Here is a 25,732-nt window from a genome sequence, read left to right on the forward strand (position 1 = left end):
CGCAATTTTTGCGCTTAATGTTGTTGTGTATGTTTATGGTTCACAATCAAAAATGAAAAAAGATAAAATTAACGACAGAATATTGCATGAGCTTAAACGCAATGGCCGAATTGCCAATGCCGAGCTGGCAGATAAAGTGGGTTTATCGCCATCGGCATGCCTTCGTAGAGTGCAAGAATTAGAAAAGCTTGGGGTTATTGCAGGGTATCGGGCGGTTATTAATAATCAGGCTTTTGGCTTAGGATTTATCGCTTATGTTGGGGTTGGTTTAAATGAGCACTCAACAGTATCTCAGCGAGCATTCGAACACGCTCTTGAGTTTATTGATGAAGTAAAAGAGTGCCACAATGTAACTGGCTCGTTCGAATATTTGCTGAGGGTTGAGACGGCGGATCTCAAGTCCTACAAAGCGTTTCATGCAGATGTACTCGGCTCAATTCCACAGGTACGAACCATTACCACTCACGTGGTGATGGAATCACCTAAGGATGAACGCGCTTAACAATAGAGTTCGTACCTTTTTTGTTATTAATTTATTGCGAGCTATAAGGCCTTAGTCTAGAATCTTCGCGTTAAAATAATAATATATAAGGAAATTACGTGAAAACGTTTAAGCCTTTTTTGGCGTTTATAGCTTTAGGTTTATTAGCTGGCTGTCAATCGACAACCGAAACAGGTGTATCGATGGCACGCTTTGAGGGCCCAGAGATCAACAGTGACCCCTTTCATTTTCGTGCAACCGTTGGTACAGATACAAGCAAGATCATTGCGAAAGATACCAGCGAGAGTACATCAACGAGTACTGCGATAACGACTTCGATGAGTATGACCTTAGGTTATTCGACGGAGCTTACCGTAGGGGCTGGTATTGGTGGCGATCATGATTATGAAAAATATGCTATTAAGCATCAGTTTTATGGCAGCCCTTTAGAATCGGCCGTCGAGAAAAACTTCTCTATGGCTGTCAGCCTTGGCTATATTCGCAGTGAAGATGCGGGGTATGGTCCACTATTAGCGGGTAATTATGATGACGATACCTATGATTGGGATTTATCGCACGATACTTATGATATTGCACTCATTTCAGGATACCGCTTAAGCTCAAAAGCCTTATTATACGGCAGTGTCTTTTATCAAAAAGGCACTATCGATGTTGATTATACCCAAATGTATTACCGTACAGAGGAAGGTGATGTATTTTTATCGGGTGCATGCAGTGATACGCCAGAGCAGTGCCTTGATTTTAGTGCTGATTACGATGGTCATAATGCAGGTGTCAGCATTGCACTTGAATATGCATTTACGCATTGGTTCGCTATTACAGGTGAAGCTGTTTATAAATCGATGAACTGGTTTGATCGCAGTGAAAGCGAGACAGCGGCAAATGTAAACTTTGAATTTAGGTTTTAGGTTTTAGGTTTTAGGTTCTAGGTTCGGTTTTTCGAGAAAAAGGCATTAGCAAGCGCTAGTGCCTTTTTTGTTTAACGGGCAGTTAGCGCAATAATCAGCGGCTACAAGTTGGTAGTGTAAGCAGCAGGTTTTACGCATAAATGTCAGCGTATTGTTTTGATCACGAAAGCGATGTTTACCACATAGCTTTTGCCATGGTTGAAAACGCTTTGCTATAAATTCTATCGATTTCTCTGGCCAGCAAGCGATTAACGCTGCGTGGAAAGTATCACTTTGTAAACGTTTTAATAATCCTTCATTTAGCCTGTATTGCAATGGCAGGTTATCATTCCAAGCTTGCTGGTGGTCAAATAAATGATTGGCTGCCAGTTCTATCAAATCTGCATTATTAAAAGAGTCATGTTGAACCATGATATTTAAATTAGCCAAACCATAAATATGTGAGCCCGTTACCCGCTGCTTAATATTGACCAGATCAGGAATGCAACCAAGGTGCTCTACACTGGCTACTAATAAGTAAATAACTTGCCAGCTCAGTTGTAAGTAGAGATTGATTGCGACATATCCCTCAGTAACATTTGTCCCTCTTAATTTTATAGCGTTAGCCAAATTGGTTAGTTGCTTGCTAGTTAAACTTTGACTGCTAAACCATTGTTCATCGTTTGTTGGAGTTAAGAACGTCAGCAGTGAACACTGCTGACGTAAGGCTAACTCAGTCTTATTATGCTGTTGTGTTTGCAAGTGCATATTGCGCCAATGGGTTTTGCAAATCACCTGCATACTGCAAGCTTGAAGCTGGGTCGGTAATATCAACCATTTGTTGATTATTACGCAGCTGTAAGCGGTTTAAGCATGACAATGGGAATGACTCAGCAAATAAATCATGCACAGCAAACTTGTCTTTTAGCGCTGGGTGGCTCGCCTGATACTGAACAATTGTATCGGCGACGGCTTGCCAAAATTGTTGTTCGGTCAGTAGGCCATCAGTTACTAAAATTGCCGAAAGGTAACGGAAGAAGCAATCGAAAATGTCAGTAAAAATAGACAACACGGCAACGCCTTCTGGAATGGTTACCTTAATCCGCTTTATTTCATCATTCAGCTCGATGTTACTATTTAATAAGGCAATTTCTTCACCAATGTCTTTAATGAATACGCCTACCGGAACATGATTGTTAAATCGAATGATGAGGTTTTCACCATGTGGCATAAAGACTAAATCATACTGGTAAAAACAATGTAGCAATGGTGTCATATAAGCCTGTAAGTAGTGGGCTAGCCACTTATCAGCACTTAGCCCCGATTTGGCAATTTTAGCACTTACAAATGAACGGCCTTCGCTATCGATATGAAGCAGACTTGCCATAGTGGCAAGGCTTTCATTCTCGTCCATATATTGAGCAGGATTTTCACGCCAAAGAGCCGCCATCATTTTCTTATAAGGGTTATCGCCAAGCGCAGGATGAGTGTAATACTGCTCATCAAAGCCAAGGGTTGCGACTTCTCTTAAAGGTTGAAACTTCAGTGATTTTAAATAGCTATCTTGGTTTACTAAGTCGAACAACCATTGATTTATTGCCGGAGTTACTTTCATATAGGCGCTCGATAAGCCCCGCATAAAGCCCATATTTAAAATCGATAAGGCGGTTTTAACATAGCATTTGTGTGGTTTGCTGATGTTATACAGGGTACGAATTGATTGCTGCGGTAAATAACTATCTTGCGAGTAGCCTAAGCACACAATGTGTTTTTGCGAGATATGATAGCTATAAACATGGACTAATTTGTTGAACCACTGCCATGGGTGCATAGGAAATAACAGATAGTCACTTGGCTTTAAACCTTGCTCAGTTAGTGCTTTTTCAAAGCGCAAACGCTCAGCTACATCAAGCTCATCGGCAATCAAGCTCTCGTATTTATAATCATCGGTACTTTTAAAGGTGGTATGCTGTTTGTGGCACGCAAGCCATATTATTTGAAATGGGATTGCGGCTTCTGGGGTATATTGGTGAAAATCTTGCGAGTTAAAACCAATGCGGCCATTGTTGGCAATAAAGCTTGGGTGACCCATGGTCATTTGGGTTTCGATCACTTGAAAATCTGCGTCTGCTAATTGCTGAGCGCTATAGCGATTATTTTTAAATTTAAATGCAAAGCCACTGAGTGTGCTCGCGAGTTCTTCGAGATAGGTGCCAAGCATTGATTTGTCTATGTTTAACTTGTCATTACACTCAAGTACAAACGAGATAGCGTCTAATGGCTGGCTGTGGTTAAGCGCCATTTTAGTAATGCTATTTGGATCTACTTGTAGGTGATTAAGCAGCATTGATTCACCTTTAAACTGATAGCTTTGCCCACCCATGGTATGCAACACGTAATGGTTTGGTTTTTCACTGTCGTAGCTAAATAGTCGTTCGTGATAAAACTCACTGAGCATTTTGGCAATCAGTAAACGGTTTGCGTATTGCCACGCTTGTTGGTCTAGATGTGAGGTACTGCAAGATGGCGTTGCTTGTTGCACTGCGGGACCTTGCTGTGAAGTGTCGAATCGAGACGAAAGATGCTGTAAGTAATTAAAATGATCTTTTTCTAAACTACCTAGTAATGCAGTTTTCTCACCTAATTTAATAACTTTATGATGGCTGAAACCTGCCTTTAAGTTAAGGCGATGAATTTTATGATTGGCTACATCTGGCTCCACAATCACTCGCTCACATGAGAGGGTATTAAACATAAACTCTAATACCGACTGCATAACAGCAAGGCTAAACCCTGCAACAGAGAACTGCTTTGGAGCGAGTAAAATATGTATGCCCAAATCGCCGTTTTTAAGCGCTAGGTGGTTCTCAAGTTTCAGTATTTGAGGTTTGTAAATTTCAATTAAAGCAATGGGTGTTTGGTTTATTTCAAGCAAATAGGCTTGTTGAGCCTCATCTTTATTGAGTGTTGTATAAAATTCTAAAATTTCTTCGGGTGAATGTTCCATTGCTCCCCAAAATTGAGCTTGGGGATGTTTAAGCCAAGGGGTAATAGTTGTTAGATCGTGTTCAGGGTTTAATGTTCTGATTTTTACATCACCAAGCAAAGCGTGCTTGATAGGAGTTTCAGTGATATTTTTCATAATTGTGTTCTCTTAAAAATTAATAACTGTGAATAGGGTCTGTTGAGGTATGTTTGTTGCGTAAAAAAAGCAAATAAAACAAACATAAAGTGATGGCAAAGCCGACAGACCCCGTCAGTAATGGGGTGTTAAGTTCAAAGCGAGATACTAAATCTCCCGCTAAAAATGAGGCGCAGATGACACCGATATTTTGCATAAAATGAAGCTTGGCAAAGTCGCTTGAGTAAAAACGTGGTTCGCTCATTGCAAACAACATGACTTGTAGACGCACGGTTAGTAAAAATAGCCCAATAGCAAATACAACACGGCCGAACACAAGCCATTGCCAGTGTGAACTAAGTTGTATAAATAGGCCGATACTGCTCAACACAAGTGCATAAGCGATTGTTTTACTGTGCTTATTGGTTGCGGCTTTGTTTTTGGTTGTAATCAAAATGACAAGCGCAACCCAAGCAGGGATAGCAAACACAGCGCCAGCTAAAAGTGCATTGCTGAAATTGCTTACTTGTTGCCAAAGTAGCGTAAAGTATGGCGTTGCTAAGAACATGCTGAAGTACACGCCCATAGATATAACTCCTAAGCGAATTATGTAGCCAGGGAAACGCTGTCGTTTTACTGATGATGCGCTTAATTCCCTTGGCTTGTAGCTTACTTTTAATAAGTAAATTAAATACAAGCAGAGCATAACTTGTAAGCAGTCACCCGCAGCCATCACTAAATATAAAAAGCGCGGCTCAATACTTTGAATGATCAAGCCACCTAATAAAGCACCGCCAATACCACCAAAGTGTAAAAGCACGCTAAATAAAGCAACGACACCGAGGTGCTGTTGTTTTTCTTCGATACTTAGAACAAAGGGATAAATAAGCAGGTAACTTGCTTTAAATACCAGCATGAGCTGTGATAACAGCCAAAAGCTCCACACGTTTTCGCTGTAAAAGCACGCAACACCTAATAGCCCTGCAATTATTTGGGTGATCACCCATAAATACAGTTCATGCACGTGCTGTGCTATTTTCGCCCATACAGGGAAAGCACACATCACGGTGATGCAGCAAACAGCAATATAGGCACCAATGTGATTACTTGATTGCAAACCAAATTGGGCACTAAAAAACTGCGGGTAAAAGGGCAAAATCATGGTGTCGCAAACAACAGAAATAATCGTCAGCAACACCAAGCTTGACTTTAATGCGGGTTGTTTCATGCTATTTGCTTCTGTTTTTCGTTGACAACATCGGGTAAACCAAACTCTTGAAAGGCAATTTGCGTTTCAACAGGATAGGGGGCATAACCTAAGATTGAGCGCAGAATATGGCTGTTTCGATAGCAGGCCATGCCCAGATCTGGCGTTACAAAACCATGACTGTGTAGCTCAGCATTTTGTACAAACAGCCTTTGAAGCTTGTCGATACTATAATTTCGCTCAACAGCAAAGCACCCGTTATCTAGCCAATTTATTTCGCTCATTAAGCCACTTAGAAAATCGGGTAACTGATAACTAAAGCCTGTTGCCATAATGACCTGATTACTATGTAAGCTAAATTCAGCCTGCTGTTCACTGTGTCTAAAAACTAACTTACTGCCTTGTTTTTTAATGAGCTCGCTGTTGGTCAATAACCTTGCGCGGTTTACCCCTTGAATATCAAGTTGATAGAGCTGATCATATATCTGATTAATTAACTCTGAGTTGATGCCTTTGTATAAATTACGTTGCTTGGCTAGTAACTCCTGTTTGGTTGTCTGTTCTAGGTTATAAAAGTAATCAACATACTCTGGAGAGGTCATTTCTAGCGTGAGTTTCGTGTACTCAAGAGGAAAGAAACGCGGCGCTCGCGTTACCCAATTGAGTTGGTAGTTATGCTGTTTAATGTCACACAACAAATCATAAAATACTTCAGCAGCACTTTGCCCTGAGCCAATCACAGTAATGCTCTTACTATTTACTAACTCATCCCGTTTATACAGATATTCAGTGGCATGGCAGAGCTGTGTATCTTCTGCCTGAACAGCAGGTGGATAATAAGGTGAGGGACCTGTGCCCAGTACCAGGTGACGACAATAAAGCGTTTTAGTTTGCTTTGCTGATTCGACAGTGAGTACATAGAGCTGCTTAGTGTGATCAAACTGGCTATGAATGACTTTATGACCAAATTGTATGTTACTTAATTGGCTTGCTGCCCATTGGCAATACTGGTTGTATTGCTCACGCAGTAAAAAGAAGCTTTCTCGAATATAAAACTGATACAGCTTACCTTGTTGTTTCGCGTAGTTTAAAAAGCTGTATGGATTGGTTGGATCTGCCAATGTGACTAAATCCGACATAAACGGTGTTTGTAACGTAACACCATCGAGCATCAGCCCTGGATGCCAATTAAATTCATCACGTTGTTCTAAAAATAACGAATCAAGTGTTTCAATTGGTTCAGCTAAACATGCCAAACTGAGGTTGAACGGACCAAGACCCACGGCAATTAAATCGTATACTTTATTCATGGCTAGTTTCCTCAACTTTTAGGCGTGCCTTGATGCTGTAGGCGCAGGCTTTAATATCAGCTGCAATGCTTTTAATGTCTTCAATTTGTGTGTTTGGATTAAGTAACGTGAACTTTAAGTAGTTGATACCTCTAAATTTGGTGCGAGCAATGGCACACTCACCTTGTTTGAATAGCTCATCTTTAATTTGATAATTAAGCAGGTTTAATTGCTCATCACTGAGGTTTTTATCATTAAAGCGAAACACTAGAGTGCTGAGTTCAGGTTGGTGAATTAGCTCAAATTCAGAGTCTTGTTTGAGTGCCACATAACTACTACGGGCTAATGCCATAACAGAAGAAAACACTTTGCCAATCTGTTCGTGGCCCATAATGCGTAAAGTTAGCCAAAGTTTTAAGGCATCAAAACGGCGAGTCGTTTGAATGCTTTTATCAACAAGGTTTGGTGCTGCTTGTGGGTTGTCGTTAAACGGATTTAAATAATCAGCATGATGAGTTAAATGTTTAAATTGTTTTTTATTAGCAACAATAAATGCACTGCTACTGACAGGTTGTAAGAATGATTTGTGGTAATCTAACGTCACCGAGTCAGCCTGTTCAATGCCATTGAGTAAGTGACGGTGATCGTCTGCGGCAAGTAGTCCACAGCCATAAGCGGCATCGACATGAAGCCATAAATTATCAGCTTTGCACCGCGCTTTTAGCTTATCTATAGGGTCTATTGAACCAAAGTCAGTTGTGCCTGCAGTAGCGACAAGCGCTATAGGAATATTGCCTTGTGCTTTACATTCATCAATCGCTGCATCAAGTGCGGCTAGGTCCATTTTAAAATCTTTATCAACTGTAACCGGAACAACCGCGTTGTAGCCAAGGCCCAGTAAAGCGGCTGACTTTTGAATACTAAAATGGCTGACTTCAGAGCAAAAAATACGGTAGCGATGGGCATCAGGACCTAAACCAAAATCGCGATTTAGGTGCCCAGATAAACGCTCTGCTGCATGATCTCTAGCAAGTAACAATGCCATTAAATTAGATTGACTGCCGCCACTTGTGAATATGCCATCGGCAGCAGCACTTAAGCCAATACGTTCGATACTCCAGTCAATTAGCTTTTGTTCAATGAGCGTCCCGCCAGCACTTTGGTCCCAGGTGTCTAATGAAGAATTTATAGCAGTTAGTAACTGTTCGGCTATCACCGCAGGGTAAGCAACGGGGCAGTTTAGGTGGGCAACATATTTTGGATGATGAAAGTAGACTGCATGATCTAAATATAGAGATTTTATTTCGCCTAGCGCTTGCTCAACGTTATTGAGAGGTTGATTTAGTTCAACACTGGCAATTTGTTTACTGAGCTCCTTATGACAGACACCAGAATGAACTTGTTTTGCTGAACGCAATGCTTGGTGGATGAGCGACAGTGTTTGCATTGAAGCCATCTCATATTTGAGTAAATTATTTTCGTTAAAAATAAACGCATGGGGTTGTTCATCAACATTTATTGATGAATGGGTATTAAGCACGGGGGCTAATTGATTCACGACTCAATTCCTTCTTAGTTAATTTGAATCGGGATCGTAATGATAGTGATTCTCAATATCAATAATAATAAATCATTAATTTACTTTACAATTTAATTACCTTTTTTAGGTTGAAGGTGTTTTGTTTTTTGTTTTATCTAGTAATAAATAATTGTAATCAAATCAAAGATTCTAACTAAATTAATCCCTTTTTTGGGTTCTATTTGGCAGCGTTCTTTTGCTTTTTCGATGAAAATGCTCACAAATAAAAGCAATAAAGCCATCATTTAAGAAAACTATAATAGGTAGGTGAGAGGTTTTAAGAGCTAAGTAAACACACTTTGAGCTGCTATAAAATGCTTAAGCAAAGTGAGGATTCTGCGAATAGTTATTTTAAAAAAAGCTGTGTCAAAAAGTGGGTGAGGATTAAATTAATTGAAAATAATGTTGCCATCGCTGTTTGCTAGAATGGCAACAGGAACTTTAGTTTATAAAAATACATAAGCAGCGGGGAGTAGCATACCGCTAATCACTAATACAGAGCGGCTGCCCCATGGGCTATTTTTACCCTTGATCATAAACAAGCCGCTGATTGCTAAAAACAGTAGCAGCCCAGCAAAAATATCAGAAAAAATCACCCACGAAGCTTTTGTCTCGTTCAAGTGTAAGCGGTTAAATGCTTGAAATACATGACGAGGCTCAATGGCTTCATAGTTTATGATATCTTGATTGAGTTTAAGGCTGAGGTTGTTACCGTTTTTTAAAAACACCTTAAACTCTTGCGGCGATACCCAATAAGAGGCCTTTACCGGCTCGCTTACATCAGCATGAGAGATAATTTGCTCAATCAGCAACTCGTCATTATCTAATTGCCAAGTTTCATCGCTCACACTGATTTGCTGGTGGCTTACTTTGTAGTTTGGGTTCCAATCATCTTTGTGGTTCACTGCAATGCCAGAAACCGCAAAGATAATCACTAAACCAACACAAAAGTAACCAATATCGCGGTGTAAGTTTCTGTTTAACTTAAACCAGTTGATACTTGATTTATTACTCAATGATTTCAACTCCGCTCGGTACGAGCTGATAAATAGCCATTGCTTCAGTCACTGAGTTTACATCAAAACTTTCGCCGGCTTGCTGCGCTTTGTGAGCAAGTAGCGCTTTAGTGCGGCCAAGGCTAAGCTGAATTTTATCGAGTTTACCAGTTACGATAGCTTTACTACCTTTAGCCGTCATCGGGAACACCATGTCGCCATCTTCAACTTTGATACGTAAGTTTTCAAAGCGCTTGTCAGATGCAAGTGTCATCCAGCAACCACGTTTTTCGCATACCCCAGTGATAGTCCCTTCCACGGTAATTGGACTTGCAAGGTAATCGTCTGGTGAGGCCATAACCGTCGAAATTTTAATGAGTTTGTCACTGTCGACTTGATTGCCAAACTGTAAGCTAAAGGCGTGTTGGCTAAAGCTTAAAAGCGCCAATGAGAATGCAATAAATGTTTTTGATTTTAGGAACATAGTGGTTGCTTCTTTAAATAAAATTAAGCCTTAGTTTAAGCGATTTACTTGTATGATAAAAGCTTAATGAGATTAAAAATGATTTGCAATTATATCAAACCTAGATCAATTGCTTTTAATGCTGCACGGGTTCTATCACGTACATCTAGCTTTCTGAGAATAAAAGACACTTGATTACGGATAGTCCCTTCAGACTTATAAAGTGCCTCGGCGATTTCACTATTTGAATAGCCTGCAGCGATTAAATTGAGCACTCTAAGCTCGCTTTTACTTAATTTATCAGGAGTTGCTAAAGAAGTATCGGTTGTTTTAGTGGGCTTATTCAAAATTCGCTCGGTGATCGCAGGAGCTAGCGCTGAGCCACCTTTAGCAAGTGTTTCGATGGCGCTGACCAAGCGCTCTAAATTAATATCTTTTAACGCATAACCCTTAGCGCCATAGCGAATACATTCTAGCACTTGTTCACTATCATCAAAGGTCGTGAGTACCAGTACTGGTTGCCTCAGCTGTTGTGCTTGCATACTTTTCAGTACGCCAATACCGTCTAGAATAGGCATGCGAATATCAAGGAGTACAACATCAATAGAATGTTGCTTGAGCATCTCAAGAGCCGTTTGGCCATTGTCAGCCTCAGCCACGACTTGAATATTTGCTTTAAGGGCGAGTAAGCTTTTTAAGCCTTCTCTTAATAATGTTTGGTCATCAACGAGTAATACCCTAATCATTTTTTACGCCAAAGTATGTGGATTAAGTTTATGAGGTAACGTTGCAGCAATCGCAAACCCATTATTATTTTGTTCAAACTCGATTGCCCCTCGCACTAAAGCTAAGCGCTCTTGCATGCCTGTTAAGCCATTGCCTAAGTTCAGCTTGGGCATTTCGCCGCCGTTATCATAAATAGTGAGATGCACTGAATCAGCTTGGAGGTCTAAGCTTACCGACAGCTCGGTCGCATCACTGTGTTTAATACAATTCGTAATCGCTTCTTGCACAGTATGAAATAACGTTTGTGCCAATAACGTATCACTTATTTTTATATTTTCATCGTAATTGAGTGTGACATTTAAGCCTGTAACATGGCTGCACAGTGAATTAAGCGATGCATGTAAATCAATGGTTTGGTTTGCTCGCATTGACGAGACAGAGTCACGCACATCATTTAATAACATGCGGGTAATTTGCTGTGCTTTAGTTATGTGTTTTGGTGCTTCATGATTAGCACAATGATTGGCGACTTCTAAGTGAATACTGAGTCCTGTAAGGTGGTGGCCAAGGGTATCATGTAAATCTCTGGCAATACGAATACGTTCATCGCGAGTTGCGGTGTCGTTTAAAAGCGCTTGAGTTGCTTTTAATTCACGTAATAAATGGGCTGCTTGTTCTTTGGCTTTACGCTCAGAAATAAGCCGAGTAGCAAAGCGATAGGCAAAGCTATTGTATAAAGTGAAAGCCAACCCGTTGAGCAATACAAATTGCTTATCAAAGCCATAGTGAAGCGTCAGCGCCATCAAAAAGGGCTGGCAAATGAGTAAATAGAGGCTGGCTTTGTTTGGCTCGTAATCGCTGAATTTAACTAAGAAGATGATCAATAGAATTGCAACAAAGCCAATATTAAATAGCCACATCAATAGCACAACATTAGCGATAGTGAAGTTCAAAATACGGGTTTGATAGTGCTTAAATCGTGATCTGAAAAACTCAAAATAAATTAAAAAAGCAAAAAAGCTTATAAATAACACACTGATCAAAAACGTATTTATTGTACTAAAACTTAGCTGCGCCGACTCTGCTCTTTGCGACCAAGCGTGCAGAGTATAAATAAACACAAACCCCCAGGTGATTGCTGAGAGTATGAAATCGCTTCGATGTATCAACGTTTGCAAGAGTTTGTTCATACGCTTAGTTTAATCCGCAATTATTCGTTTATGTATATGACAAATGTCACGATTAAATATGTGACATTTGCAGCAAGTCAGCCCTAATGGTGAGGCGTTAAACTGCATTAAAACACCAATATAGGGACATTATCATGACCAAACATGAATTTCTGCGAAATAGTCTTTTTTCTTATCTGTTGATTGCAGCTTATTGTTTAGCAGCATTATTTGTTGATGATGCCAAGGCCGATGAGCAATCACAGCAATGGAAAATGGAGGTCGGTGCTGCACAATTGGCCATTGATACAGCATGGCGAGATCACGATATTCAAACCATGGTCTTGCCATACTTCAACGCCCGAAAAGGCAACTGGCGCATAGGGCCTAAATATGGCTTAGTGCAATATGCCTTTTTACAAGGCGAAGAATTTGAAGCGTCAATGGGGCTTAGTTTCCGAGATGAAACCTACGATAGCAGTTTAATCTTTAGTGATGAGTTGTCGGATGATGAGGTTTTCACTGACTATAAAGACGGCAAAGGTGAGCTAACCTTCAGAACGCAGCTGCAATATAAACAGCTTTTTGTTCGTTTAGCGCAAGATATTTCGAATCACTCCGATGGACTTACGTTTCTTGCCCGCTATAACCTACCGATTTATGGCCAAGGATTAGGGTTACAGCTAAGTGCTGATCTCGGTTTTTATTGGCAAGATAAAAAATACACTCAATACCTGTATGGCATAGCTAATGGCAATATCGCCCCTGAGTTTGGCAGATATGAATATCAGCCAAGTGCAGCCCTAAACCCATTTACCTCGCTAAACCTGACTTATGTTTTTAATGAGCAGTGGTCTGTTTTTACGAGCTTGCGGTATGAGCAACTTGACTCAGCTATCAAAAAAAGCCCGCTCGTGGGTGAAACTGCCAAGCAGCAATTCGCTGCAACTATAAATTATCGTTTTTAGAAAAAGGGATGAGCAATGAATTATCTACTGAGATTATGCATTTTACTCTTACTTACTGGTTGCAATAGCGCTGAAGAGGAAGTGTTTGACGAAGACGATTTATACCAAGGTGTCTATGAAAATGACTATTATGTTTATAACTTTAGCGAGTACCCGGTTGATTTTTATATGATGAACCTACGAAACAACACACCAACAAGCGCAATTTATAAGGAGCAGAACTTCCAACAATCAATCGATGGCTACGGTGGTTTTGAAAAGCTTAACTTTAAGCGTTCAGTGGTCTCAAAGGTTGGCTTTGCAGCTTTTTATGATGCTGAAATAAAAGCTCATCTACAAAAGTGGGTTGTTAGTGATATAGCTAATTATGTGATCAGTTATATGGATGGCGAAACGCTGAAACTGGCTTTTTTAACACGCACTGAGGCTGTAGATAGTGGTGATTACCCTGTGGTTAGGCTGGTTAGTTTTATCGGCAATACGAACTACAGCTATAAACTTGCTAATAGTGAATTAACTGAAGCAACAGCAACAGCTTATATACCGCTAACTCATTGCGCTAGTGACTTACAAATTGCAGGTTTTGAATTTGATTTTTGTAACTTAGAGCAGCGTGGTTACTTAATTGTGCTGCTACCTAATGAGCAACTAGCAATCATCAAAGAGTAGTGCTTTATGACAATTTCGTGAATATTGTGATAATGTAACTTTTTATCGTTTCATTGCTTTATAATGCCTTTTTTATTTGTATGATAAAGCTGGTTTTAGCTTGGAGTTAGCATGGTTTCACGTCGAGAGTTTTTAGTAGGGGCGGGCACATTAGCCTTTTTAGGATTATCAAAAAGTGCCATAGGTAAGGTGTCGTTAGGTGATTTAAAAACAACAGCTGTCGGCTTTGGTCCGTTAATTCCTGATCCAGATAAATTGCTCGACTTACCCGAGGGCTTTAGTTATCAAATAGTTTCAAGCCTAGGTGAGAAAATGTCTGATGGGTTTACGGTACCCGATAAAGCCGATGGCATGGGCTGTCTAGCGCTTGGTAATGACCGTGTTGCATTAGTGAGAAACCATGAGCTCAAACCAAAAGATTTAGCGAAAGCTGAAGCAAGTATTGCCAACCATAAAACGCCCCTGGCTTTTGATACTAACAGTGACGGTGTGGCGTTACCGGGTGGCACAAGTCATATCGTTTATAACTTAAAAACCCATCAAAAAGAGCAAGAATACCTGTCATTGGTTGGCACTATTCGTAACTGTTCTGGCGGTATTACGCCATGGGGCACTTGGCTTACGTGCGAAGAAACCACCGATACTAAAGCCGATGGATTTAATCAAGACCACGGCTATATTTTTGAAGTACCCGCAAATAGCAAAGGCTTAATTAAACCTGAGCCATTAAAAGCCATGGGTCGATTTAACCACGAAGCGGCTGCTGTTGATCCGCGTACGGGCATTGTTTATTTAACAGAAGACAAAGGTGATAGCGTCTTTTATCGTTTTATTCCAAAGGAATATGGCAAGCTGCATAAAGGCGGGCAATTACAAGCTATGGTGGTAAAAGGTAAGCCACAATTCGATAGCCGTAACTGGAATAATAAAGCTATGGGGCTACATCAAGAGCTTGAGGTTGAGTGGGTCAATCTAGATAACCCTGAAAGCCCGAAAGACGACTTACGCCTGCGGGGCTATAAACAAGGTGCGGCACTATTTGCTCGCGGTGAAGGTATTCACTGGGGTGATAAAGAGCTTTATTTCTGCTGTACCAATGGCGGTAAAAAACAACTTGGTCAGGTTATGAAATATCAGCCATCAGAATTTGAGGGCACAGATAAAGAAGCACAGCAACCAGGTAAAATCTCGTTGTTTGTCGAAAGTACTAGCAAAACCCTTTACAACTTTGGCGATAACCTAACCGTGTCACCTAATGGTCATTTAATTGTTTGTGAAGACCAGTACACCGATGTGGTTGATAATCATCTTCGCGGTGTGACACCCCAAGGCCAAGTTTATAATTTTGCCCGCTTAGTGGCGCAAACCGAGTTGGCAGGTGCCTGTTTTTCACCAGATGGTAGCACTTTGTTTGTGAACGTTTACTCACCGTCAAAAACACTTGCTATAACAGGCCCATGGCATCAGTTTAGTGTTTAGTTAAAGCCTATTTAAAATAGCCACTGCGAAGTGGCTTTTTTTGTACCACGAAAATTTATGTTCCTCTTTTTATAATCAGCTGTTCTAGTTAGAATCACTTTGTTTTACAGGAAAAAATAATAAAACCAAAACGGAGTTGATATGTCTGTTACTGAGCAGAGTCGAGAGCAAGTTAAAGAAAAGCTAGTTAAGCAAAGTCCACTTGCAGCCGCAATCGGCGTAGCGTGCTGGAGTATCCCAATCATTATTTTATGGATCACAGTATTTTCAATTAAAAGTGCTATTGGGCCAGTAATGTTAGTGATTAGCGGCGTACTCGTTGGCCTAGCCGTTCGTATTCATGGGCGTGGCTATGATCGTATCTTTTCAGTTATTTCACTTATTGCATACCTATCTGTAATCGCTGTTGCGCTCAGTTCAGAGGTTTTGATCAGCGGTACATTGTCTTTATCAATTTATGCTTTGTTATTTGCACTTGGCTCTTGGTCAGCAGCATTTATTGCACGTAAAAGCATTCCATTTATTGACCATAAGTTATTTGCTGAGGTGTATGAATCCGGTGAGCTGGCAGGGTATAAAAAAATTAAAAATCATTGGTTGGTAGTATTACCGAGTACCCTAATTGCTACATCATGTTTGAGTTTTGCAGGCGCCGTTGGTGCATTTGCTCACCAGCAGTATTTGTCTATTGAAAAACAGGTAGAACAAGAGCAACATCAAGCTGCTAAGTTTAGAGCAAAACATATTCCGACGGATGATGAGTTTCTTGCAACCTTGTCTGACAAAAAAGCATTTAGCTATGCTTTTGCCTATTATTCCGGTCGTCACTTTGATGAACGAGGCGTTTATCAAGGGAATTTTCCGCAAGATACATTTAAATCAGAAACTATTTTACGTTATCTCGTTGAACATAAAAATGAACCTAGAGCGCAATTTATTCTGGGAAGAATGCTTGCTTTTGAGCGTGGTGAAGCACTCATGGCAAGCTCAAGACAGAGCGGTGATCAGTTCGCTCGGTTATATGACATTTATCAATTCGGTTGCCATATAGATGCAAAGCAAGGACGTACGCTATTGCAAAGCTTTAAAAAGCTCGTAACAGAGCAGTCGGTGATCATCGATATTCAGCAAATGCAGAGTAATGATTTTCGTGATTATTGCGACATTCTAGATGACACCGAATTTGATTACCGTTATATCCGTGATTACAAAAGCTAATCCCCAAGCTCACTAATTATTAGTAACGGAAAGTTCTTTGCCGAGCGGGGCTGCCAGTCTGCAAACTCAATATTATTCACATTCAGTGTATTGAGTGCTTTTTTTGAGTAGCTCCAGCCTCTGGCTTTTTGTGCCACAGCTGCACGTTTTAGCTCTTTAGATAAACCAATCGTTAGCAAGTCATGATTAACCCCGCGTTTTGCATAAAAGGCTTTTTCACGAGCCACGGCTTTTGCAATTATTTCATCGTAATGAGTGCGTAAAGCCTGCCACTTGGTTGTTTTTTCTGGCTCTTTTAAATGGCTTACCATGGCATCAATATCGCTATCTCGCCAGCGAGCTGAAGCAGCATCGCCGTGCCAACCGACAATGGCGTTCTTAGCTATGGTGGTAGGGTTTCCTGCAAGCAATACGTAATTCGCACACGACGAAAAGCAAAATTGTTTTATATGAACTTTTAAATTATGCGCCAAAATTAATTCGGCGAGGTCCATACCTAAATCAACGTTTCCGCCACCACTGGTAATTTGTATGCTGTTTATGTTTGGCTGCTCAGTCAAAAGCTGTGCAACATGTTGATTGTTTTTGGCACTAATTTCGCCCTGATAAATAATGCGCTGCTCGCTTAGTGACACACCGGCAAAGCTTAACCAAGGGATAATTAAAAACAGACTAAAAAATACACGCAACATAAAACGCTAACCTTATAAATTGTATGATAATTCTATCATGCTTTTAGGGCTTTTTAGCGGCTTTTTTGGCGCTGACTTTAGCTGCGTGTTTAGCAATCCACTTAGTCATTTTTTTCATTAAAGCGGGCGGAAAATCATGGCCCATTCCAGGCACAACTTTTAACTTACTGCGCTTTATTAACAGTGCGGTGTTGATACCCGCAGACAGTGGCATAACAGGATCAGCGCTGCCATGAATTACTAATGTGGGGGCTTTAATCTTTTTTAGTAATTGCTCGCGATAAGGCGTTGCGGCAATGGCTGCAAGCTGACGTTTAAAGCCTGTTTGATTCGTGTGGGCCCGCTCAATATAGCGCTGTGCGTTGGCGTATAAAGCGTGTTCATCTTGTGGGTAGGCTGGGCTGCCAATGAGTTGGTTGAGCCTAACATTGTAATCAATCGCGGCTTCTTTATTACTGCTTCGGGGGCGTATTTTAGCGAGCTTTACTAGCAGGTTAATGTTTGAACCCGAAAACGATAACGGCGAGCTACTCGACATAATTGAAGTTAAGCTCAGTACACGTTTTTTATACTTTGCCGCGGCAATTTGCGCAATCATGCCACCCATCGAAGCCCCCACTAAGTGCGCTTTTTTGATAGCCAGTGCATCCATTAATTCTTTTACATCGCGAGCCATGTCATCGAGCGAATAGGGCAGCTTTGAGCGAATAGGTAATCGGCGGCTAAGCCAATGCTTCACCAGGCTCGGCTTGCCTAACTCATCTAACGATGAGGATAGCCCTGCATCACGATTATCAAAACGAATAACCCGAAAGCCTTTTTCTACCAAGCCAAAATAAAGCGACTCTGGCCAAACGGTAAATTGAGCACCTAAGCCAATAATTAAGATGATCACCGGCGCATTTTTATCGCCTTCATCTTGATAACTAATACAGATACCACTGGCTGTAAGGATATGTTCCATAGACTAACAAATAAGCTTACGCAGGTATCATCAGCTTAGTGTGTGAAGTTGGCAGTTTAGTGACAGTAAAAAGAATACTGACAGTAGGAGTAATTGTGTAGCTAGAAAAATAGACAGCACATGACTGCATGCTGTCTATTTTCAGGGAGTTTTCTTAGAAGTAAGCGGTAACGCCAATCCAGAAATTACGGCCTTTATCTTTAACGTTGTAGTCGTCTGTGAATGTGACTTCACTAATTACACCGCGACCTGTTAGGTATTCATACTCACCATCGCCATTTAGGTCGGTATAGCTAGTGCTATATGAGGTGAAATCTTCGTCTAATAGGTTGTTTACGCGGGCATTGATTTGCACGTACTCATTTACATAAAACTGCGCACCTAAATTAAGTAGATTGTAGTTTTTGTAGTAAAGCGCTTTGTCGTGCACGTTATCCCAACCGCGGTAACGGTCTGAACGATATACACCTTGTAGGTATAAGTTCATAAAGTCAGTCGCTTCCCAGTTTAGGGTAAGGTTTGCCATGTGCTCAGCTGAGTTAGTTAATGGCTGACCTTGTTCAGGACCGCTCTTTTGTTCGCTATCAGTCCACGTGTAGTTACCGTTAACAGACACTGTTTTAGTAATAGTGTATTGACCCGCAATTTCAACACCTTGAAGGTCTACTTCGTCGATATTGATCTTTTGGCTGTAGCTATCGTAGCCAAGTTGATCGTACTGACCTAAGTTCACACAAGGGCGTACATCATTAGTTTGTTCACAGCTTAAAATAGTGTCGCCGCGGGCAATTTTGTCTTCAAACTTGGTGTTGTAGTAAGTCACATTAATGTTGTGATCGCCATCAAGCGAAGTCCAGTAAAGTGCAACTTCTGAGTTCACACTGGTTTCTGGTTCTAAATCTGGGTTACCCGCAAATGGGCTTGTGCCCTGACCACCAAATCCGGTGATACCGTCGTAAAGATCAGTGGTTTGCGGCGTTTTATAACCTGTACTCACACCACCTTTTAAGGTCCAAGTGTCAGAGAGGTTATATACACCGTAAACGCGCGGTGATACTTGTCTGCCAAATACATCATGGTCATCGTAACGAGCACCTAATGTAAAGGTGAAGTTGTCAGTTGCCATCCAGTTATCTTCGGCAAAGATTGAGTACATGTTTTGCTCTTGCACTTGACCTGCTTGGTCACTTTCAAGGCCAAATACGCCGTCTTTTAATTCACCGTCGATAAGCTGACCACCAATTGCTAGGTTATGGCTACCAAAGCTACCTGTGATAGGAATATCAAAGCGTAAGTCATAGGTATATTGGCTGCTTTCAAGTGGGCGAGCAGGGCGCGGTAAGAATGTTTCTTCGGCTAAGTCTTTACGTGCTTGCTCGTCCATTCCTTCGTATTCGCCAGTACCATCGTACATAGCTTGCAGCTCTAATCGCTCGCTTACACTCAGTGGTAAAGTACGGCCATTGTTTTGCGTATCAACATAAGATACAGAGGCTTTAATCGTTGCCCAATTAAGTTCACCATCATAACTGAGTGACCACCATTCACGGTCAAACTCTTGGTCTGCCGCATAACCTGCGCGCGGGTTTACTTGGCCGCGGCGGTCTTGCCAAATTGATTCAATGTTATCTTTAGTACCAAGCGGGTAAGTAATGGTGCCTGACTCAATGTCGTAGCTTGGCGTGTTGTCGTACACTTGGCTTGAGTTATCGTAATCAAAACGTAAATGATGCGACTCAAACGGTGTATAAGTTAAAGTAAAACCATACTGCTCGTTTGTATTATCAACGGTACGACCGCCACTACCAAAACCTAATGAACGAGCATGTACAACACCATTAGGATCGGTTGCTGGTTCAAATGTTGGCGATGATGCTTGTTGCTCGTAAACGCTGCCGCGTACACCTAAGCTTAATACGTCTTTGATAAGCGGACCCATCACACTAAAGTCAGTGGTAATGTCATCACCAAAATCATCGTTTTGTTGTAATGAACGGCTAAAAGATACTGCACCGCTCCAGCTGTCAGTGTGCTTTTTAGTGATGATATTAATTACACCACCCAGTGCATCTGCACCATAAAGCGTTGATGCAGGGCCGCGAATTACTTCAACGCGCTCAATGGCATCGACCGGTGGTACGTGGTTAAACGCGTTACCACCAAAGTTGTTTGGATAAATATCGCCATGGTTGTTTTGGCGTTTACCATCAATAAGTAACAGGGTGTATTCACCTGTTAAACCACGCATGCTTACACTGCCTTGGCCTGTTTTATCACGAGTTGTGCCAATGTCGATACCTTCTAAATACTGCACAGCATCAAGTACTGAGGTGAAGGCATGAGACTTAATATCTTCATTAGTGATAATTGAAATACTTGCAGGTGCTTCGGTAACTTTTTGCTCAAAACCCGTTGCAGTAATAACTAAGCGTTCCATATCTTGTTTCGGCTTAGCGTCATCAGCAAAGGCTGAAAAATGTGTTGTTATGGCAAGTGCCAGTAAGCTTGGTTTTATTGATTTCATTGTAGGTTTCCAGTTCTTTTTGTAGGTTATCCCTTTGAGGAACGCTGCGTATACTACAGAAATGAAAAATACAATCAATAACTATTCTTATTTAGATTAATCTTTTTCAAGTTGGCTTAACACTATTCACAATTAAGTTGCGTTTGTTTCTTAGCTAATTAATACGCTGTTACAAACAAGTTTTAGATTAAATACCCAAGGCAGATTCAGTTCCTGTATAGTGTTTTAATCATCATCATAAAAATTAAAATAATGAATTCAGATATCTCTTTAGCGCGCTTTAAGCAGTTTCCTGTGCTTATGTGGATCTTCTTATTTGGCTCGTTTATTACCCGTGGCAGCTATTACATGGTATGGCCATTTCTTGCGGTGATCTTGTACGAAAAGTTTGCTTTATCGGCGACAGAAGTCGGTTTGGTACTTACCAGTGCTGCCGTGATTTCGGTGTTTACCAGTTTTATTGGCAGTAGCCTCTCAGATAAAGTGGGCCGGCATACGCTGATGTACATTACTGGTGTGCTGTATATCATTTCTTTCTCGCTGTTGGCTGAGGTAGAAACCGTGGCCGGTTATGTGATTGTAATGACCTTATGCTCGATTGCGACTGCACTTTGGCGACCATTAACCAGTGCGGCAATTGGCGATATTATTGATGATGCACAAACTCGTGAGCTGGCCATGCAGTCGCTGTACTTTATTGTTAATGTGGGCTGTGCGGTGGGTCCATTAGTTGGGGTATGGCTAGGTTTAACCGGTGAGCAGTCGAGCTTTTATATTACCGCAGGGGCATTTGCTATTTTATTAGTGCTGCTTGTTTGGGGCTTTAATTTTAGTGATAAAGCCGCCAAAAATACTGCCGCAATCGACGAGCCTGAAGAGAAAAAACCAGCTGTACAAGGCAAGCAAATCTTACGTATTCTATTTGCAGATAAGCTGCTGCAGTGTTTAATTTTAGCCAATATTTTGTGCATGTTTATTTATGCGCAAATGGATAGTTCACTCATACAATACCTAACTCGTGCAGAGGCACCCGACCTACTTGCATTGATTTCTGCGCTTATATTTACCAATGCGATAGTGATCATTTCAAGTCAATTTCTGCTGTTAAAAATGATGGCGCGATTTAGCCTAACGGTACGAATACAAATTGGTTTGGTGCTATTGATGGTGTCGCAGTTTTGGCTCGCACTTAATCCAATCGATTTATTCTGGGGCTGGATAGGTGCGATAGTGGTGATGAGCTTGGCCGAAACCATTTTGTTTCCGACGATGAACGTTCACCTTGATAGACTCGCACCATCACACTTACGTGGAGCCTACTTTGGCGCTGCTTCGTTTTATGATTTAGGATTTGCTTTAGCACCACTCGGTGGTGGTTTAATTTTAGATTATTACGATGGCCCAACCTTATTCTTTGTAGCGGGAGGGCTTTGCCTTGTGGTGATTTACTTATACGCCATACTCGAAAAGTTACCCAGACCCGATTTCGCAAACCCAAGCTCGTAACCCTTAAATAGCCCCTTTGTGGGGCTTTTTACGCTTTAACAATTAATGACAGCGATATCAATTTACGTATTTTTTCCGAGATATTAGTTTGTAGTATCGGCTTATAATGTTAAAAAATTGTTTACCATACCGATAAGAACTCAATGAACGCACCTTACTCTTTGTGCATACGCTCGCTATTATGCTCGGCTGTATTGCTAACACTTGCTGCTTGTGGCGGCTCAGGCTCAGATGAAAAACAAACAACAACCCCTCCTGTAACCGAAACACCACAAAATCAAGCGCCGCAAATCAGCGGTCAATCACAGACTTTACGTGTTGGTGAAACCTTGAGTTTTAGCCCTGAAGTCTCTGATCCAGATAATGACCCACTTACTTTGTCTGTAACAAACTTACCAAGTTGGCTAAGTTTTAATGAAGCCTCAGCAAGTATCAGTGGCACGCCTGAGCAAGTAGGTAAGTATGCAAACATTGAGTTTACGGTCACTGATGGGCAGCTCTCTGCACAGCTTTTGATTGATATTAATGTAGAGGCCAAACTTATTGAAAATACACCGCCAACGCTCACGTCCACCCCATCGGATAGCAATGAAGGCCAAGCTTATACTTACCAGCTAACATTTACTGATGCACAAAATGACACTGTGGTAGTAAGTGAAGTTAGTAAACCTGATTGGCTTAGCTTTGATGCGACTAACCTCAGTTTTAGCGGCACGCCCTTGTTTGCGAATACGGGCGAACAGCAAATTCGTTTTCGTTATTCAGATGGCGAAGTGACGCAGCAGGCAGAGCAAACATTTAACATCGCTGCCAGAGCAAACTCAGCGCCTGTGGTGTCTCCACTGAGTAGTGAAGTTCGTGCTGAGCAGGCTTTGAGTGTGCAGTTAATCAGCACCGATGCAGACAACGATGATGTGAGCTTAACCTTAACAGGTTTACCAACGTGGCTAAGTTTTGATGAGCAAACTAGCATCTTATCAGGCACCGCGAGTAATGAAGAACTTGGTGAACATAAATTCACAATCACAGCCTCTGACTCACGTGTACAGGCAAGTTTTGAGTTTGCGTTAAACATCACCCAAAGTTATGTAGCCGAGGCACTCGAAACGGGTAATGCGCTGGTTGTGCCAAACAGTGAGTTGCTACTTGATGCGACCATTAATGAAATTGATACCCACAAAGCGCGCTTTCAAAGCATTAAAAATAGCTTATTTGCTTTTGGCTCAAGCTCCGCCCTTGAAGAATTAAGTTGGTATCCAACCTGGGATGCAACGCTATTAACTGCCACTTATCCATTCAATGAGCCAGTTCTACTTACCAACAATAGCTGGCAAGATGGTTACGAGACAAAAGTCAGAAACCTTGCTGTAGTTGGAACTAGTGATGGGGAGCTGGGCCGTTACTTGGTATTTGGTAGTAATCCTTATCGAAATACCATTAACGAGCAAATGACTCAGTTTTTGAAAAACAGCACCACCTGGTTAGCTGGTAGAGAAATAACCGCAGAGCAGCCACTTAAACTTGTATTAGCGCAACTTGATCAAAGCTATTACTTTCAAGATAGGAGCAAAACGCGAGAGTGGTTTGATAGTCAATATGAAGGCATGGTGAGCTATAACGACAATACAAGTTGTGACAATGACGCTTTAGCGGCGTGTTTAACAACTGACACGGATGTACTGATTATCTCTCAGCATGAGCGTGAAGGATTAAATATTGAGAATGTTGTGGCTGCAGTAAAGCAAGCTCAAGCAAATGATATAGCGGTGATCTATATTCAGCGTGATGGTAGTCAAACAGCACTAGGTAAAGCGCTATTTGAATTACTCCATGTGAGTGTTGCAGGTGATAACTATTGGCACCGATTAGAATTGGCACAGTGGAACCCAATTGCTATTAACGACAGTTTGCCAACTGATGCGCAAACTATTAAAGACTTACTTAGCCGCTTTAAAAGCAGCGAATTTAGTGTTGATTTAAGTGCCTGTGATAATCGTAGCTGCCCAGCTGAAAGCCAATATCAGCAACAGTTTAGTGATGCGGCAACGATCATAAATTCGGTTTTTAGAGGTTTTGACCAAGCGAAAACAGATATCTTTACTGAGCAGGGCTATCGCTTTTACCAGTTACTGGCGCTGCTTGCAGATCATTATCGCCAAGTTGTGAGCTTCCCGATGGATAAGCTAAGCACCGATAATACAAGCTTCTTTCGCGCACTGTTTACTGATCATGCGGTATTAAATATACGTAAAGTTAATCCACTTCAAGTTGATATGGGGAATTTCAGCCGTAGTGATTTTAGTCATGTAACACCTAAAACCGTCACCGTGAATATGCAGAGTAAGGCGTATTTTCGCTCAACGGGTGTGTATGCCTTGCCGGGGCAAACGTTTGCTATTAAACGCACCGATAGTCAAGCAGTGAATACCAAGGTGTTTGTTAATACGCTGCGTGATGGCGCAACACATTACATGAGCAGCAATGGCTATAATCGACCCGCTAAATTGCAGTCGGTTCATGTGCCTATAGAGACAAATGAAACGGTCTATTTTACGTCACCTTATGGTGGGCCAATTCAAATTGAGTTTGATCAAAATGATTTAGATGTCAGCTTTGAATTTAGTAATGTAGGTGAGCACCCGTATTGGCGCAGCAGCAGTGATGATGAGCGCTTTGCTGCACTACTTGAAAAAGGCGACTATGATTGGGCTGAGGTAGCAACCGGTGGCTTTGAAGTGCATTCAAAGCTCGAGAAAATGCGTATTTCAATTAACGATGGTTATTGGCCCATAGCGTCTGACTTCGCCCATGCAGTAGAGCGTTATACTCATAACTATCCGCATGTACTTGCTGGTTTCAAAGGGCCGGGCATCGATGTGGTTAGCGAAATTCATGACTTTGCGAGTGCACGCAATATTGAGGTGCAAACAATTGATATTGTAAAACATATGAATGCAGACCAACCGACCTGTGGTTGGGGTTGTTCTGGTAATCCGTATGACGCAGGTTGGAATTTTAATCCAACTGGGCATGGCGATATCCATGAATTAGGGCATGGACTTGAAAGAGGGCGCTTCCGTATCGAAGGGTTTGGTGGCCATTCAAATACCAACTTTTACTCCTACTACAGTAAGTCGAAGTTTGAAGATGAAACGGGCTTTTCGGCATCGTGCCAAAACTTGCCATTCGAGAACTTGTTTGATCATTTACAAGCCAGTAAACAAAGCGCAGATGCATTTGCTTATATGCAAGGTTTAGCGATGTCAGAGTGGTCGCAAAGTCACGCTATTTATTTACAAATTATGATGGCCGCACAGGCACATAATAAGCTTGAAAACGGCTGGCATTTATACCCTCGCTTACACATCTTGGAGCGTGCGTTTAATCTAGCTGATAACAGCGAGACTAATTGGCAGGCACAAAAAGATGCACTTGGCTTTTCAAGCTACAGCTTGTCGGAGGCACAAAGCATAGGCAACAATGATTGGCTATTAATAGCGCTTTCAGAAGCAACCGAGCTCGATTTGAGCAACTACTTCAGCATGTGGGGCATGGCAACGTCAGACAAAGCAAAACAGCAGGTTAAAGCAAAAAACTACACGGTATTAGGTGATGTTTACTATGCCTCATCTGCCACAGGTTATTGCACGACGTTAAATCAAACAGAGGTTGCAATTGATGGAGCTCAAAGCTGGCCTGAATAATACACCGCTTTGTTAAGTTGATTGGTATTTGTATTTAAAACGCCAGCAAAAGATTTCGCAGGCGTTTTTA

The 25,732-nt window shown here is 41.4% G+C and carries 20 protein-coding genes; 8 read left to right on the top strand and 12 right to left on the bottom strand.

Features of this window, described 5'->3' with window-relative positions:
* The first annotated feature begins 52 nt into the window (after window positions 1-52).
* Both AADY36_RS04620 and AADY36_RS04625 read left to right on the top strand, forming a co-directional pair.
* Window positions 53-502 (top strand): Lrp/AsnC family transcriptional regulator, encoded by a 450-nt coding sequence (locus tag AADY36_RS04620; protein ID WP_055021289.1) that lies wholly within the window; start codon window positions 53-55, stop codon window positions 500-502.
* 98 nt (window positions 503-600) lie between these two features.
* Window positions 601-1,410: a hypothetical protein gene (locus AADY36_RS04625; RefSeq protein ID WP_342408570.1), complete on the top strand. Its 810-nt coding sequence runs from the start codon at window positions 601-603 to the stop codon at window positions 1,408-1,410.
* A 45-nt stretch (window positions 1,411-1,455) separates the two neighbouring features.
* Here AADY36_RS04625 and AADY36_RS04630 read toward each other — a convergent pair whose 3' ends face one another.
* The 9 genes from AADY36_RS04630 to AADY36_RS04670 all read right to left on the bottom strand — a co-directional run bounded on the left by AADY36_RS04630 (window position 1,456) and on the right by AADY36_RS04670 (window position 11,722).
* On the bottom strand, window positions 1,456-2,157 hold the full coding sequence (locus AADY36_RS04630) for a (2Fe-2S)-binding protein (RefSeq protein ID WP_342408571.1): 702 nt from the start codon (window positions 2,155-2,157) through the stop codon (window positions 1,456-1,458).
* Complete coding sequence (locus AADY36_RS04635) at window positions 2,132-4,531, bottom strand: GNAT family N-acetyltransferase (protein WP_342408572.1); 2,400 nt, start codon at window positions 4,529-4,531, stop codon at window positions 2,132-2,134. The genes AADY36_RS04630 and AADY36_RS04635 overlap by 26 nt, the downstream gene beginning before the upstream one ends.
* Before the next feature lie 19 nt (window positions 4,532-4,550).
* Complete coding sequence (locus AADY36_RS04640) at window positions 4,551-5,738, bottom strand: MFS transporter (protein WP_342408573.1); 1,188 nt, start codon at window positions 5,736-5,738, stop codon at window positions 4,551-4,553.
* Complete coding sequence (locus tag AADY36_RS04645) at window positions 5,735-7,027, bottom strand: lysine N(6)-hydroxylase/L-ornithine N(5)-oxygenase family protein (RefSeq protein WP_055021284.1); 1,293 nt, start codon at window positions 7,025-7,027, stop codon at window positions 5,735-5,737. Before AADY36_RS04645 ends, AADY36_RS04640 begins: the two co-directional genes overlap by 4 nt.
* Window positions 7,020-8,564: a pyridoxal phosphate-dependent decarboxylase family protein gene (locus tag AADY36_RS04650; RefSeq protein WP_342408574.1), complete on the bottom strand. Its 1,545-nt coding sequence runs from the start codon at window positions 8,562-8,564 to the stop codon at window positions 7,020-7,022. Before AADY36_RS04650 ends, AADY36_RS04645 begins: the two co-directional genes overlap by 8 nt.
* A gap of 467 nt (window positions 8,565-9,031) precedes the next feature.
* Window positions 9,032-9,601 carry a PepSY-associated TM helix domain-containing protein gene (locus tag AADY36_RS04655; RefSeq protein WP_055198476.1) on the bottom strand — a complete coding sequence of 190 codons (570 nt, stop codon included), beginning with the start codon at window positions 9,599-9,601 and terminating at the stop codon, window positions 9,032-9,034.
* A complete protein-coding gene (locus AADY36_RS04660) occupies window positions 9,594-10,064 on the bottom strand; it encodes a DUF4920 domain-containing protein (RefSeq protein ID WP_187489954.1) in 471 nt (156 codons plus the stop codon). The genes AADY36_RS04655 and AADY36_RS04660 overlap by 8 nt, the downstream gene beginning before the upstream one ends.
* Window positions 10,065-10,153: 89 nt before the next feature.
* Window positions 10,154-10,789, bottom strand: a complete 636-nt coding sequence (locus tag AADY36_RS04665; RefSeq protein ID WP_054560701.1) for a response regulator — start codon at window positions 10,787-10,789, stop codon at window positions 10,154-10,156.
* Between the two features lie 3 nt (window positions 10,790-10,792).
* Window positions 10,793-11,722: a sensor histidine kinase gene (locus AADY36_RS04670; RefSeq protein WP_342408575.1), complete on the bottom strand. Its 930-nt coding sequence runs from the start codon at window positions 11,720-11,722 to the stop codon at window positions 10,793-10,795.
* Window positions 11,723-12,093: 371 nt separating this feature from the next.
* On the opposite strand from AADY36_RS04670, the gene AADY36_RS04675 reads away from it, so the two are divergent.
* The 4 genes from AADY36_RS04675 (at window position 12,094) to AADY36_RS04690 (ending at window position 16,272) form a co-directional block, all read left to right on the top strand.
* Window positions 12,094-12,906, top strand: a complete 813-nt coding sequence (locus AADY36_RS04675) for a MipA/OmpV family protein (RefSeq protein ID WP_342408576.1) — start codon at window positions 12,094-12,096, stop codon at window positions 12,904-12,906.
* Between the two features lie 15 nt (window positions 12,907-12,921).
* The gene (locus AADY36_RS04680) at window positions 12,922-13,575 is read left to right on the top strand and encodes a hypothetical protein (protein WP_285220798.1); all 654 of its coding nucleotides are present in this window, start codon (window positions 12,922-12,924) and stop codon (window positions 13,573-13,575) included.
* A 111-nt stretch (window positions 13,576-13,686) separates the two neighbouring features.
* Complete coding sequence (locus AADY36_RS04685; protein ID WP_342408577.1) at window positions 13,687-15,054, top strand: alkaline phosphatase PhoX; 1,368 nt, start codon at window positions 13,687-13,689, stop codon at window positions 15,052-15,054.
* Between the two features lie 141 nt (window positions 15,055-15,195).
* On the top strand, window positions 15,196-16,272 hold the full coding sequence (locus AADY36_RS04690) for a hypothetical protein (RefSeq protein WP_055021279.1): 1,077 nt from the start codon (window positions 15,196-15,198) through the stop codon (window positions 16,270-16,272).
* Here AADY36_RS04690 and AADY36_RS04695 read toward each other — a convergent pair.
* The 3 genes from AADY36_RS04695 to AADY36_RS04705 all read right to left on the bottom strand — a co-directional run bounded on the left by AADY36_RS04695 (window position 16,269) and on the right by AADY36_RS04705 (window position 20,452).
* Window positions 16,269-16,964: an ATP-dependent Clp protease proteolytic subunit gene (locus tag AADY36_RS04695; protein WP_342408578.1), complete on the bottom strand. Its 696-nt coding sequence runs from the start codon at window positions 16,962-16,964 to the stop codon at window positions 16,269-16,271. The two genes, AADY36_RS04690 and AADY36_RS04695, sit on opposite strands and share 4 nt — an antisense overlap.
* Window positions 16,965-17,007: 43 nt before the next feature.
* Window positions 17,008-17,928 (bottom strand): alpha/beta fold hydrolase, encoded by a 921-nt coding sequence (locus AADY36_RS04700; RefSeq protein ID WP_055021277.1) that lies wholly within the window; start codon window positions 17,926-17,928, stop codon window positions 17,008-17,010.
* Window positions 17,929-18,082: 154 nt separating this feature from the next.
* Complete coding sequence (locus AADY36_RS04705) at window positions 18,083-20,452, bottom strand: TonB-dependent receptor domain-containing protein (protein ID WP_342408579.1); 2,370 nt, start codon at window positions 20,450-20,452, stop codon at window positions 18,083-18,085.
* A gap of 252 nt (window positions 20,453-20,704) precedes the next feature.
* Here AADY36_RS04705 and AADY36_RS04710 point away from each other — a divergent pair, with 252 nt between their 5' ends.
* The gene (locus AADY36_RS04710; RefSeq protein ID WP_342408580.1) at window positions 20,705-21,958 is read left to right on the top strand and encodes an MFS transporter; all 1,254 of its coding nucleotides are present in this window, start codon (window positions 20,705-20,707) and stop codon (window positions 21,956-21,958) included.
* 143 nt (window positions 21,959-22,101) lie between these two features.
* Window positions 22,102-25,662 (top strand): ImpA family metalloprotease, encoded by a 3,561-nt coding sequence (locus AADY36_RS04715; protein ID WP_342408581.1) that lies wholly within the window; start codon window positions 22,102-22,104, stop codon window positions 25,660-25,662.
* The last annotated feature ends 70 nt before the right edge of the window (window positions 25,663-25,732 follow it).

This window comes from Pseudoalteromonas sp. D15MCD-2, assembly GCF_038562745.1.
Lineage (GTDB): Bacteria > Pseudomonadota > Gammaproteobacteria > Enterobacterales > Alteromonadaceae > Pseudoalteromonas.